Annotated in this window: 10 protein-coding genes, 2 pseudogenes and 1 other annotated feature; of the genes and pseudogenes, 8 read left to right on the forward strand and 4 right to left on the reverse strand. The window is 38.2% G+C overall.

The features are described 5' to 3' along the window. Nucleotides 1-4: 4 nt before the first annotated feature. Nucleotides 5-469, forward strand: a complete 465-nt coding sequence (gene rimI / locus OS139_RS04475; protein ID WP_002331473.1) for a ribosomal protein S18-alanine N-acetyltransferase — start codon at nt 5-7, stop codon at nt 467-469. Next, on the forward strand, nt 466-1,482 hold the full coding sequence (gene tsaD, locus OS139_RS04480) for a tRNA (adenosine(37)-N6)-threonylcarbamoyltransferase complex transferase subunit TsaD (protein ID WP_002306427.1): 1,017 nt from the start codon (nt 466-468) through the stop codon (nt 1,480-1,482). The genes rimI and tsaD overlap by 4 nt, the downstream gene beginning before the upstream one ends. Nucleotides 1,483-2,091: 609 nt before the next feature. Here tsaD and OS139_RS04485 read toward each other — a convergent pair. After that, the gene (locus OS139_RS04485; RefSeq protein ID WP_002288442.1) at nt 2,092-2,793 is read right to left on the reverse strand and encodes a Crp/Fnr family transcriptional regulator; all 702 of its coding nucleotides are present in this window, start codon (nt 2,791-2,793) and stop codon (nt 2,092-2,094) included. 460 nt (nt 2,794-3,253) lie between these two features. Between OS139_RS04485 and arcA the strand changes: the two genes are divergently transcribed. The 4 genes from arcA to argS all read left to right on the forward strand — a co-directional run bounded on the left by arcA (nt 3,254) and on the right by argS (nt 8,768). Then, nucleotides 3,254-4,483, forward strand: a complete 1,230-nt coding sequence (gene arcA, locus OS139_RS04490) for an arginine deiminase (protein ID WP_002288439.1) — start codon at nt 3,254-3,256, stop codon at nt 4,481-4,483. A 90-nt stretch (nt 4,484-4,573) separates the two neighbouring features. Continuing rightward, entirely contained in the window at nt 4,574-5,593 is a 1,020-nt protein-coding gene (gene argF / locus OS139_RS04495) for an ornithine carbamoyltransferase (RefSeq protein ID WP_002288437.1), read from the forward strand. A 114-nt stretch (nt 5,594-5,707) separates the two neighbouring features. After that, nucleotides 5,708-6,655: a carbamate kinase gene (gene arcC / locus OS139_RS04500; RefSeq protein ID WP_002288434.1), complete on the forward strand. Its 948-nt coding sequence runs from the start codon at nt 5,708-5,710 to the stop codon at nt 6,653-6,655. 147 nt (nt 6,656-6,802) lie between these two features. Beyond that, nucleotides 6,803-7,000: a binding site (T-box leader), on the forward strand. A 76-nt stretch (nt 7,001-7,076) separates the two neighbouring features. Further along, nucleotides 7,077-8,768: an arginine--tRNA ligase gene (gene argS, locus OS139_RS04505; RefSeq protein ID WP_002317792.1), complete on the forward strand. Its 1,692-nt coding sequence runs from the start codon at nt 7,077-7,079 to the stop codon at nt 8,766-8,768. Nucleotides 8,769-9,113: 345 nt separating this feature from the next. Here argS and phnX read toward each other — a convergent pair. The 3 genes and pseudogenes from phnX to OS139_RS04520 all read right to left on the reverse strand — a co-directional run bounded on the left by phnX (nt 9,114) and on the right by OS139_RS04520 (nt 11,680). Next, a pseudogene (gene phnX / locus OS139_RS04510) lies at nt 9,114-9,899 on the reverse strand (phosphonoacetaldehyde hydrolase). Further along, nucleotides 9,892-10,984: pseudogene (gene phnW / locus OS139_RS04515) on the reverse strand (2-aminoethylphosphonate--pyruvate transaminase). Before phnW ends, phnX begins: the two co-directional pseudogenes overlap by 8 nt. 216 nt (nt 10,985-11,200) lie before the next feature. After that, nucleotides 11,201-11,680, reverse strand: coding sequence for an arginine repressor (locus OS139_RS04520; RefSeq protein WP_002293881.1), 480 nt, complete (start codon nt 11,678-11,680; stop codon nt 11,201-11,203). A gap of 358 nt (nt 11,681-12,038) precedes the next feature. Between OS139_RS04520 and rpsB the strand changes: the two genes are divergently transcribed. Together rpsB and tsf are read left to right on the forward strand one after the other, a co-directional pair. Then, entirely contained in the window at nt 12,039-12,821 is a 783-nt protein-coding gene (gene rpsB / locus OS139_RS04525; protein ID WP_002293880.1) for a 30S ribosomal protein S2, read from the forward strand. A 98-nt stretch (nt 12,822-12,919) separates the two neighbouring features. Then, nucleotides 12,920-13,801 (forward strand): translation elongation factor Ts, encoded by an 882-nt coding sequence (tsf, locus tag OS139_RS04530; protein ID WP_002293878.1) that lies wholly within the window; start codon nt 12,920-12,922, stop codon nt 13,799-13,801. Nucleotides 13,802-13,848 lie beyond the last annotated feature (47 nt).

A 13,848-nucleotide genomic window follows, 5' to 3' on the forward strand; every position in this document is an offset into this window, starting at 1 on the left:
TTAGTTGATTTGCAGAAAAAAAGATTTTGATGAAGCGTACTTGGCAGAATACGTATGGGTGATTAGCGAAAATGCTTATCCACATGGTTCACCTTGGACGAAAATGCAGTTTTTGGCAGACATCCAACAGCCTCACTCTGATTATCTGCTTTTAGTTGAAGATAACCAGATCTGTGGCTTTATTGGATACTCGAAAGTAATAGATGAAGTCGAGATCACAAATATTGCTGTTGCAGTTTCAGAACAAGGAAAAGGGCATGCACGGCATTTGCTACAATTACTGATTACGGAACAAATAAAAGATTCGCTGCATGTTTTTTTAGAAGTACGTCTATCTAATGAAGCAGCAAGAAAACTTTATGAATCAGAAAAGTTTCGTATATTAGGTAAACGGAAATCATATTATCGCAATCCGACGGAAGATGCGATCATTATGAGCAGAAAGTTAAAAACGGAGACGATGAAATGAATGAAGAATTGATTCTGGCGATTGAATCAAGTTGTGATGAAACGAGTGTAGCGGTCGTTAGAAATGGAACAGAGATCTTATCTAACATCGTTGCTTCTCAAATAAACAGTCATAAACGTTTTGGTGGCGTAGTTCCTGAAGTAGCTAGCCGCCATCACGTTGAACAAATCACCTTATGCTTGGAAGATGCACTGGTAGAAGCTGGTGTGTCGGCAGAAGATTTATCGGCAGTCGCTGTCACTTATGGACCAGGACTTGTCGGCTCGTTGCTGATTGGTATTTCTGCAGCTAAGGCTTTTGCTTGGGCACATCAATTGCCGCTTATTCCTGTAAACCATATGGCAGGGCATATCTATGCAGCCCGTCTGGTTAAACCATTCCAGTTTCCATTGATGGCACTTCTTGTTAGCGGAGGACATACAGAATTAGTCTATATGCAAGAAGATGGATCATATGAAATCATTGGGGAGACAAGAGATGACGCAGCAGGAGAAGCTTATGACAAAGTTGGAAGAGTATTAGGTCTTTCTTACCCAAGCGGAAAAGAAATCGATCAGCTAGCTCATCAGGGAAAAGATAATTACCATTTTCCACGAGCGATGATCCATGAAGATAATTATGATTTCAGTTTTAGCGGATTAAAAAGTGCATTTATCAATTTGGTGCATAATGCACAACAGCGTGGAGAAGATCTAGACAAAAATGATTTAGCAGCTAGTTTTCAAGCAAGTGTGATCGATGTATTGATTACTAAAACACTTCGAGCTTGTCAAAATTATCCAGTCAAGCAACTGATTGTAGCTGGAGGTGTAGCGGCCAATCAAGGGTTGCGTAAAGGATTGCAGGATGCTTTGGCAACTAAACTCCCTGAGGTAGAACTAGTGATTCCCCCTCTTCGACTTTGTGGAGATAATGCTGCAATGATTGGAGCAGCAGCACATGTGGAAATGCAAAAAAGAAATTTTGCTAGCTATCAGTTGAATGCTGATCCAAGCTTGGTTTTATCTGAATAAAGAGGTTGTGAAAAATCTGCCCTGCATCAAGTAATAAGAACAGCCCAGAAAAAACGGCTTCTCATGTTTTTGACCTGGCTGTTCTTGTTACCGCGTATGCAAGCTTTTGAACGCCGTTTAATCAAGAGTTCGTAAGCCTGTCGTTTAACTCTGATTCACAAGGAACAATTTCAAAAAACAGCTCCTCATGTTTATGAACATTATGACTTGTGACCGAAGAGTTGACAGGTACACACCGTTTAATCGAAATAAGGGCTGTGACACGCTTTTGTCAAAGCCCTATTTTTTACATACTTTTAATCATTATTGTTATTTTGCTATTTTTTACAGCTTATTCATCATTATCCGTTCCTCTGATTGCCCTCACTGATTAATCGTTTATTGTCGAGGAATATCGAATAATCTAGGTCGGATGAGGACAAGACGCTTCCTCTAGTTAATCTATCAGTATTTTTTGCAAACAGTGAATATTACATAACTGAAACACACATAGAAAATCTTTGAGTCTTGCCCAGTTATCTAAAACTGCCGGATCTTTCAGAAGTTTTAGGGAGGAAAATAAGCAGTGACCCTGATAAATATCAGGGTCACTGCTTATTTTTGTTCGCGTTATTCTCTCATAGCTGGAGTAGTAGCTGTCTTACAGAAAGTAAAACGCTTTTTGTCATAATCTAACAGTCCGGAATCACGTAGTTGTTTGATTACTTGTCCAGCAGTTTCACGTGTCGTGCCGCTATTCACTGCTAATTCTTTTAAGGTGATCGGATAAGGAATGGTGATATGACCATCTTTTGTTGGTACGCCCAATTCTTCTTTCAAAATGAATAAATTTTGTTTTACCCGGTCAAAGGCGCTAGAGGTCAATCCGATTTGGATACGCAATTCATGTATTTCAACTACTTTAGAAATTTTTTGTATCATATAGATCAACTGTTCGGGATTTTTTCGTGCTAATTTTTCATAGTAGGAAACAGGAAGGTAGAATGTTTCAATATCAGTCATCGCTTGAGCTGTATAAGTGTAGGTCTCTTCTCCAAACATTCCTGACATAGGAAAAAGGTTATTTGTATTCACATAGTCATAGTAGTAATAAGTTGCACTTTCATCATAACGTTCTAAACGAACGAGTCCTTTGGTCAAGATATACAACCGTTGTCTGGGATCACCATCGTCGAAAAGGATCTGTCCTTTTTTATAAGAACGAAGAACAGTATGTTCCTTGATCTGTTGGAACTCTTCATCCGAGAAATGTTCAAAATCAGGTTGATATCTGAGTTTTGAAAAGTGAAAATCGATTTTATTAACACGCATTAAAAAGTCCTCTCCTTATTGTTCACTATATTTATTGTCACTTTTTTTAAAGAATTTGTAAAGTTTTAAAATACCAACATTAGAAACAAGTTTTAATACTTTACAAATATAATTTGTTATTATGTAAAAAATATACAATGGTATTGAATAATTTGTTTTGAAGCGAATGATTTGTGTATAAAAAACAACAATAATACATATAGTAAACGCTAACAACGCTAATATAATTTATTTTTTTAATTTATTCAAAAAAATTTTTTCAATGAATAAATATTTTTTTGAAAGTGTATACAGAATAAAAAATGAATAAATTACGCTTAAAAATAGAAAAACGTTTAATTATTTAATTATCGAATATTAATGTGAGGAATGTCTCATTTTGAATGAGACAAAATTATGAAAGTGATTACAAAAGGAGGATATCCTATACATGTAATCAAAAAGAAGGAGGCAACACAACATGGATAAACCTATTCACGTTTTCTCAGAAATAGGGAAATTAAAGACAGTTTTACTGAAAAGGCCTGGACAAGAAGTGGAAAATTTGACACCAGATATTATGGATCGTCTGTTGTTCGATGATATTCCATATCTTCCGATTGCTCAAGAAGAACATGACAACTTTGCAAAGACATTGCAAAATGAAGGCGTCGAGACTCTTTACTTGGAAAAATTAGCGGCAGAAGCGATTGACGCAGGCAATGTCAAAGAACAATTCTTGAATAAAATGTTGGATGAATCTCATATTGCATCGAATGCTGTAAGAGAGGGTCTTCATGAGTTCCTTCTATCAATGGAAACGCAAGAAATGGTAGATAAAATCATGGCTGGGGTTCGTACAAAAGATATCGAAGTACGTTCTAGCAGTCTATACGATCTGTCAGCAGACGATGACTATCCATTTTACATGGACCCAATGCCAAACTTGTACTTTACACGCGACCCTTCCGCATCAATGGGAAATGGGATGACAGTCAATAAGATGACTTTTGAAGCACGTCGTCGTGAATCGATGTTTACAGAATATATTTTGAAACATCATCCAAGATTTGCAAATAAAGGAATCGAAGTATGGTTGGATCGTGAAAATCCAGATCATATCGAAGGCGGAGACGAATTGATCTTAAGCGATAAAGTAGTAGCTGTTGGGATTTCTCAACGAACTAATGCGAAAGCTTTAGAAAAATTAGCACGCCACCTATTCGCAAAAAATTCAGGATTTGAAAAAGTGTTAGCAATCAAAATTCCAAACAACCGTGCAATGATGCATTTGGATACCGTATTTACAATGGTAGATCACGATAAATTCACTATCCATCCAGCAATTCAAAGTAAAGACGGTAAGATGGATGTCTTTACAATCGAACCAGATGGTGATGATATCAAGATTACTCATTCAGATAACTTACACGAAACGATGAAAGCTGCTCTTGGATTAGATGATCTTGTACTGATCCCAACTGGTAATGGAGATGAGATCGTTGCACCTCGAGAACAATGGAATGATGGATCAAACACATTGGCAATCGCTCCAGGTGTTGTAGTCACTTATAACCGAAATTATGTATCGAACGAATTGCTTCGTAGCTATGGCATCAAAGTGTTAGAAATCAATTCAAGTGAATTGTCACGAGGCCGTGGTGGTCCACGCTGCATGAGCCAACCACTTGTCCGTGAAGACTTGAAGTAATTTGTTTCCTGACGGCGGTCTTACTGTCAGCTGCCGTCGGGATTTCCTCTTTAATCTTAAATAAAAACAATCTAAAGGAGAATGTTTAATATGAAAGAATCAGTATTCCAAGGAAGAAGCTTATTAGCAGAAAAAGACTTTACAAAAGAAGAATTACAATATTTGATCGATTTTTCAGAACACTTGAAAGACTTGAAAAAACGTGGTATCCCACATCACTATCTAGAAGGAAAAAATATTGCGCTTTTATTTGAAAAAACATCTACACGTACTCGTTCTGCATTTACTACTGCAGCGATCGATCTAGGTGCACATCCTGAATATTTAGGTGCAAATGATATCCAATTAGGTAAAAAAGAATCCACAGAAGATACAGCTAAAGTACTAGGACGTATGTTTGACGGAATCGAATTCCGTGGATTCAGTCAAAAAATGGTAGAGGAATTAGCAGAATTCTCTGGTGTTCCAGTTTGGAATGGCTTGACTGATGAATGGCATCCAACACAAATGATCGCTGACTTTTTAACTATCCAAGAAAACTTTGGAACAGTAGAAGGTATCACTGTTGCTTACTGCGGAGATGGTCGAAACAATATGGCTAACTCTTTATTAGTCACAGGTGCAATTTTAGGAGCGAATATGCGTATCGTTGCACCAAAAGAATTACAACCTGAAGAAGAAATCGTCAAAATGGCAGAAGGCTTTGCTGAAAAATCCGGTGCACAATTGATGATTACCGACGATGTTGATAAAGGTGTAGACGGAGCAGACGTCCTTTATTCTGATGTATGGGTATCAATGGGTGAAGAAGATAAATTCGAAGAACGTATCAAATTGTTGAAACCTTACCAAATCAATATGGAAATGGTAGAAAAAACACACAACACAGATCGTTTGATCTTCTTGCACTGCTTGCCAGCTTTCCATGATACAAACACTGTTTACGGTGAACAAATGAAAGAACGCTTTGGCATCACTGAAATGGAAGTAACAGATGAAGTCTTCCGCAGCAAATATGCTCGTCAATTTGACCAAGCAGAAAATCGTATGCACTCAATCAAAGCGATCATGGCAGCAACATTAGGTAACTTGTTTATCCCTCGCGTTTAAGCATAACCACATTCATCTCACGAAAAAACGAGTCAGCATTGAGGGAAAATCACAAAACGCTGGCTCGTTTTGTTATCTAGAAAATTCGGTAGAACTGAAGAAAGGACGAATGAAATGGCCAAACGAAAAGTAGTTGTCGCTTTAGGGGGTAATGCTATCTTGTCTACGGATGCAAGTGCAAAAGCCCAACAAGAAGCGTTAATGGAAACAGCAAAGTATTTAGTGAAATTTATCGAACAAGGAGATGAATTGATCATCTCCCACGGAAATGGTCCGCAAGTCGGTAACCTATTGATTCAGCAGCAAGCTGCTGATTCTGAGAAAACACCGGCAATGCCTTTAGATACATGTGTTGCAATGACAGAAGGATCTATCGGTTACTGGTTACAAAACGCCATGGGCGAAGTACTGAAGGAAAAAGGGATCGATAAAGATGTGGTTTCTTTAGTCACTCAAGTTATTGTGGATGAAAATGATCCTTCATTCAAAAATCCAAGTAAACCAGTCGGTCCATTCTACACGGAAGAAGAAGCCAAAGAACAAATGAATGCTGACTCCACTGTGACATTCAAAGAAGATGCTGGACGTGGATGGAGAAAAGTAGTCGCTTCCCCTAAACCCATCTCGATTAAAGAAGCACGTGTCATCGAAACGCTGGTCGATCAAGGAGTTATCACAGTTTCTGTTGGTGGCGGTGGGATTCCTGTTGTAGAAACAGCTACTGGATTAGAAGGACGAGAAGCCGTAATCGATAAAGATTTTGCTTCAGAAAAATTAGCCGAAATCATCGATGCGGATTTGCTGATCGTATTGACAGGAGTAGACAATGTGTATGTCAATTACCAAAAACCAGATCAAAAGAAATTAGAAACTGTTACTGTTTCAGAAATGAAACAATACATTGATGAAAAGCAATTTGCTCCAGGAAGCATGCTTCCGAAAGTAGAGGCAGCTATTGCATTTGTTGAAGCAAAACCAAACGCTAAGGCAATCATCACTTCTTTAGAAAATATCGAGAATCTTTTAGCTTCTGAAGAAGGAACGATTATCGTAGCTGATTAATTTGTTAAGTCTTTCGTATTTACGAAATGATTTATAGCTATCCAGGTGGTATTTCTTCTCCTTTAGGCCATCTGGATTGTTTTTTTATCAGAAACGACTAGCCTTTCGTTTTTTTTTCTGATATAATTCAAGAAAGTTTAATAAGACTAAGATTTGTTGAACAAGAGAGTACTTGTATCATTCTTGGCTAGCGAATTCGGAAATGGTGGAAGCCGAATGAAGAAGATACAACGAAGCGCACTTGGAGAATTCTGTTTTAAACAGACGGTCGTCTACCGATATCAGATGGAGCTGGTCCTTTTTTAGGACAATTGGAGTGGTACCGCGGGAAATCTCGTCTCTAGTGATGGCATACTAAGTATGCCGTCGCTAGAGATTTTTTTTGTTTAACAATCAAGGGAGCACTTTAGGAGGAATAAAGATGAATAATAAAGATCTTGTCGCAAAAGCTGTCTATGACGCTGTCAAAGATGATTTAACACTGGAACAAGTCGAACAATTACTAGAAAATCCAAAATCAGCTGAACACGGAGATGTTGCATTTCCAGCCTTTTCATTAGCAAAAGTTTACCGAAAAGCGCCACAGCAAATCGCTGCAGATTTAGCAGAAAAAATCGATTCTGCCAACTTTGAAAAAATCGAAGTTGTCGGACCTTACTTGAACTTTTTCATGAATAAAGAACTTATCAGCAAAAAAGTTTTGCAAACAGTAGTGAAAGAAAAAGAACATTATGGGGATAGCAATATCGGGAATCAAGGAACAGTACCAATCGACATGTCTTCTCCTAATATTGCCAAACCAATCTCAATGGGACATTTGCGTTCGACAGTTATCGGTAATTCGATCGGTTTCATTATGGAAAAAATCGGTTATCAGCCAATCCGCATCAACCATTTAGGTGACTGGGGAACACAGTTTGGAAAACTGATCGTCGCTTACAAAAAATGGGGTACAGAAGAAGCTGTTAAAGCAGAACCAATCAATGAATTGCTTCGTTTATATGTCCAATTCCATGAAGTAGCTGAAACAGAACCAGAATTAAATGAAGAAGCTCGTGCTTGGTTCAAACGTCTGGAAGAAGGCGATGAAGAGGCTATTCAATTATGGCAATGGTTCCGTGATGAATCGATGAAAGAATTCAATAAAATCTATGATCTGCTGGAAGTACGTTTCGATTCGTTGAACGGTGAAGCTTTCTACAATGACAAGATGGATGAAATCGTCAAACTTTTAGAAGAAAAACATTTGCTGAACGAGGATAAAGGTGCAGAGATCGTTGACCTATCTGCTTATGACCTGAATCCAGCGTTGATTAAGAAGTCAGACGGTGCGACACTATACATTACACGTGACTTAGCTGCTGCATTGTACCGTAAACGTACTTACGACTTTAAACAATCTCTATATGTAGTAGGGAATGAACAAAGCTATCATTTTAAACAGTTGAAAGCTGTCTTGAAGGAAATGGGCTTTGACTGGTCTGACGACATGCACCATATTCCATTTGGTTTGATCACACAAGGTGGTAAAAAATTATCAACTCGTAAAGGAAAGATCGTCTTATTAGAAGAAGTATTAAATGAAGCAATCCAATCTGCTAAAGAACAAATCAGCGAGAAAAACCCTGATTTGGAAAACAAAGATGCTGTAGCTAAACAAGTTGGGGTTGGGGCAGTCATTTTCCACGATTTGAAAAACGATCGACTGAATACATTTGACTTTAACCTGGAAGAAGTTGTTCGATTTGAAGGAGAAACTGGACCTTATGTGCAATATACACATGCTCGTGCAGTCAGCCTGTTGGAAAAAGCAGGATTTGTCCCTTCAGAAACAGCAGACTATGCATTGAATGACGATACCAGCTGGGAAGTGGTTAAATTAGTTCAAAAATACCCTGAAACGGTCTTGTCTGCTGGGGAAAAATACGAACCGTCAGTGATTGCGAAACATGCAATCAAATTAGCACAAGCATTCAACAAATACTATGCTCATACGAAGATTTTAGCTGATGATGAACAAAAAGAAGCACGCTTAGCTCTAGTTTATGCAGTGACTGTATTATTGAAAGAAGACCTTCGTTTGCTAGGACTTCATGCACCAGATAAGATGTAAGAAAAAGAGAATGTGAAATCAGCGTTCTGATCCGAGTATTAGAGAAACAAAAGAGAAAATAGCTTTTCAAATTTTATCGTTTTTTGAGCAAATACCGAGAGTCAGCTGAATGAACACCGTTTAGTGGAGAGGTTGTCTCTTAAACACTGTTTGTTTGCAAAAAAGGGGACTGTGACAAAAGTCGTGTCACAGCTCCCTTTTTTTTTCGAATAAACGGTGTTCAAAAGCTTGCATCTGCGGTAATAAGCCCAAACAAACGAAAAATAGGAGGAGCTATTTTTGCTTGGCTGTTTTTATTACTTGATGCAGGACAGCTTTTTCACAACCTCTTATTTTGTATAAAAGTCATTCTGGATTCTTGTCAGCGTACAAAATGTATTCTGTTAACTCTTTTAAATTGTTTACACAAATATCAGCGCCAGCTTGTTGGAATCTAAGAGCAACAGACTGTTTTAAACGATCTTTTTTCCCCATCTCTAATTTTTGGTGCTCATCATAAGAAATCCCCATTAGCGAACTACCTTCAATTACACCTACTGTCAACACTCCGGCATTTTTCCCTTCCTGGATATCTGAGACCGTATCTCCGACTTTGATTACTTCATCAACCCACTTGTTTTTGAAGTACTGCATGTTTTTATGGATCATATAAGGAAACGGTCGACCATACCCTTCGACGTCTTCAGAAGTTGCTATGAAGTCTGGTGAATACCCTTCTTTTTTTGCGGTTTCTGCTACGATTGCCATCATAGGAGCAGTAAATCCAGTCGTGGAACCAATATTGATCCCAGCGTTTCTCAACCGTTCGATCGTTTCCAATGTGTCGGGTTTCAAGGTAGAATGCTGGGCCAAATCTTTAAACAGATAATGTTCAAATTGTTGATACAATTCCTCTACCTCTTTTTCCTGAGGTAGTTGTCCATAAATAGCTATCCATTGTTTTTTGACAGAAGGGAGGGAAAGAAGCTATTGGATATGATCCCATTTTAATTTTCCCATCGGTTCGCGGATTTCTTTGTCAGTCAGTTGGATTCCTTTTTCTAGAAAAGCATTTCTAAAAGCGTGGACAGGAGCCATACAGCCAAAGTCCACAGTTGTTCCTGCCCAATCAAAAATTACAGTTTTAATCATTAACGTTCTCCTTATAGTCTTTGATAATTGCTGTCAGTTCCAAAATATCTTCCGGATAGATCTCGCCAATATTTCCGATACGAAAACATTCATGATCGCTGATTTTCCCGGGATAGATCACAAATCCATTTTGCTTTAAATACTGATAAAAATGATTAAAATCAAATCGCCAGTCCTTAGGGTAAAGAAAAGAGGTGATGAATGGCCCCTGATATTCTTGAATGAAAGGCTGGAACCCCATCTCTGTCATTTTTTGTCGTAGCACATGATTATTGGCGAGATAACGTGAATATCGAGTTTCGATTCCTCCTTCTGCCTCTAGTTCCTTCAGCGCTTGTTGAAAAGCCAAAACCGTATGGGTAGGGGAAGTGAAACGCCATTTGCCATTCTCGTTTTCCATCACGCGGTACTGGTCATATAGATCAAGTGACAAACTTCGACTCACATTTTTTCATTTTTCCAGTTCCGCTTTATTAGCAAGTACAAAAGAAAAGCCCGGAACACCTTGAATACATTTGTTTGAGCTGGAAATCAAAAAATCAATCCCTAGTTCGGCTACACGAATCGGTATCCCACCAAAGCTTGACATCGCGTCCACTATAAACAAAAGATCTCTTTCTTGTGTGACAGCAGCAATCTCTTCCAAATTATTCAAAATACCGGAAGTAGTCTCGCTATGGACCATTGCTAGTGCGGAGATAGACGGATTCTCTTCAATCAGCTGTGTAATCACATGAGCTTGGAGGATTTGATGTTCCGATACCTCATAAACGGTATAGTTCAGTTTCAGACATTCGCACATGTTGATCATTCGTTGTCCATATGCGCCGTTTGAACAAATCAGTACAGTATCTTCTGGCCTGATCACAGAACTTAATACCGATTCTACCCCGAAGGAGCCGCTACCTTGCATTAAGACCGTTGTGTATATTCCTTCCGATACTTGAGCAAGATCCAGTAATTTTTTTCTTATCCATTGTGTAATTTCTTTGTATTCTTGATCCCAAGTACAATGATCGATCAGCATAGAATTTTTTCACTGTTTCAGAAGTCGTCAATGGTCCAGGAGTTAATAATTTATACATATGATTTCCTTTCATTTCTTTTTTGAAATACACAAAGAGCAAGAAGCTGCTCTTGTTAACATCCAATATAAATGATGATTATTGTGATTCAATCAAGGTGTTGAAAAATTTGAATAAAAAATGATGTATTTTTGTAAAGAGTGTAAAGGTTTATTTAATAAGGAAAATATTGAAAATAAAAAAACACGCATTCCATATTAGGAATACGTGCTCTGATTAAAAAAGTGATACTTCAGTTGGATGGTGAAGAAATTCTTCTACTCGTTTTGCGTCCTCCTCATTTTCCGAGATGACCATGATCGTATCGAATCCAGCAATTGTACTGACAATAGAGGGAGGTTTGATCTCATCTAAAACAGATGCAAATAAATGAGCATTGTCTGGCAAGGTATTGACGATCGTCAAAAAGTGGACTCGTTCGACTTTCAATACAATGTCTTCAATCATTTGAACCAGCCGATCCTCTTCCTCAGTCCTAGTCTCAGGAGTTCCTTTTTCGCGAAACAATACGAAGCGGGAAACGCCATTTTCATCAGGTGCCTTCACGATTTTTAGATCACGGATATCTCGAGAAATCGTCGCCTGCGTGGCGGTAACGCCATAATGCCCAAGTTTGTTTAATAGTTCTTCTTGCGTACGGATCGGGAATTCTTCAATGACTTGTTTAATCAGCAAATGTCTTTGAGCTTTGCGCATTTTCTTTCTCCTTTACGAAAGATTTCACATGTATCATAACAAAAAAAAGAAGGATTGCCCAATAATATTCGTCTTTTATACCTAAAATTATTTTATGGAAAAAGGATAATAAAGAAACAAAGAGAAATCTACTGTTTTTCTTGAATTCTTTTTATCTTTCAGGTAAACTATTGAATGTTGAGCAGAAAAGTATATTTGCTCTTGCGATACGGATCTTTTGTCTGTATAATAGCTGAGGGTGCTTTATGCATCAGCAAATCCACATTCTTATTGGATTGTCGGTAGGTGCTTGAAAAAGTTTGCCGGCAAGGTAGAAGATAAGAAGAGGAAAAATAAAACCAAATCGGAGGAAACAAACATGGCAGTAATTTCTATGAAACAATTACTAGAAGCCGGCGTACACTTTGGTCACCAAACTCGTCGCTGGAATCCAAAAATGAAGAAATATATCTTCACAGAAAGAAACGGAATCTACATCATTGACTTGCAAAAAACAGTTAAATTAGTAGATGCAGCTTATGATTACATGAAGAGCGTTGCTGAAGAAGGCGGCGTAGCATTATTCGTAGGTACAAAAAAACAAGCACAAGAAGCAATCAAAGAAGAAGCAACTCGTGCAGGACAATACTTCGTTAACCATCGTTGGTTAGGCGGAACATTGACAAACTGGGATACTATCCAAAAACGTATCAGCCGTTTGAAACAAATCAATGCAATGGAAGAAGATGGAACTTTTGAAGTTCTACCTAAAAAAGAAGTTGCTGGTTTGAACAAAGAACGTGAACGTCTTGAAAAATTCTTAGGCGGTATCGCTGATATGCCAAGAATCCCAGATGTAATGTACATCGTTGACCCACGTAAAGAACGTATTGCTGTTCAAGAAGCACACAAATTAAATATCCCAATCGTAGCTATGGTTGATACAAACTGCGATCCAGATGAAATCGACGTAGTAATCCCTTCAAACGACGATGCAATTCGTGCCGTTAAATTGATTACTTCAAAAATGGCTGATGCTTTCATCGAAGGAAACCAAGGTGAAGATCAAGTAGTTGAAGAAGATTTCACAGAAGAAAACACAGCAACATCAATCGAAGAAATCGTAGATGTTGTTGAAGGCGACAATTCTTCAGCAGAATAATTTTGAATGATGGAGCTGTTTCAAAGGCTGGGCGACAAGCCTCACTCTCCTTTGAAGCAGCTTTTTTTAAAAAGAAAAACACACAGGAGGAGTTAAACATGGCAGACGTTACAGCTAAAATGGTAAAAGAACTACGCGAAATGACTGGCGTAGGAATGATGGATGCGAAAAAAGCATTAGTTGAAGTAGAAGGCGACATGGAAAAAGCAGTTGATCTTTTACGTGAAAAAGGAATGGCAAAGGCTGCGAAGAAAAATGACCGCATTGCAGCTGAAGGATTGGCTTCAGTTGCTGTGAAAGGTAACACTGCAGCAATCGTTGAAGTAAACTCAGAAACAGACTTTGTTTCTAAAAACGAAATGTTCCAAGATTTAGTAAAAGAAATTGCAGAACTTGTTGCTGAAAACAAACCAGCAGACATGGAAGCTGCAATGAAAATCAAAACAGATAAAGGTACAATTGAATCTGACTTGATCGAAGCAACTCAAGTTATCGGAGAAAAAATCAGCTTCCGTCGCTTTGAAGTTGTAGAAAAAGACGACAATGCTGCATTTGGTGGATACTTGCATATGGGCGGACGTATTGCCGTATTGACTGTTCTAGATGGAACAACTGACGAAACAGTTGCAAGAGACGTAGCTATGCACGTAGCAGCTATCAATCCTCGTTATGTAAACGAATCACAAATTCCAGAAGCTGAATTAGAACATGAAAAAACTGTTCTTACAGAACAAGCATTGAACGAAGGCAAACCAGCGAATATCGTTGAAAAAATGGTAGAAGGACGCTTGAAGAAATTCAAAGCAGAAATCGCTTTGGTGGACCAACCATTCGTTAAAGATCCTGATATGACTGTTGAAAAATACGTTGCATCAAAAGGCGCAACTGTTAAAACATTCGTACGTTTCGAAGTTGGCGAAGGTATCGAAAAACGCGAAGATAACTTTGTAGAAGAAGTTATGAGCCAAGTGAAAAAATAATTCTGTTGAATAACAGACGGGAACGCACGGTTTGTGCGCTCCCTTTT

The organism is Enterococcus sp. E4-223, from assembly GCF_035727065.1.
Lineage (GTDB): Bacteria > Bacillota > Bacilli > Lactobacillales > Enterococcaceae > Enterococcus_B > Enterococcus_B faecium.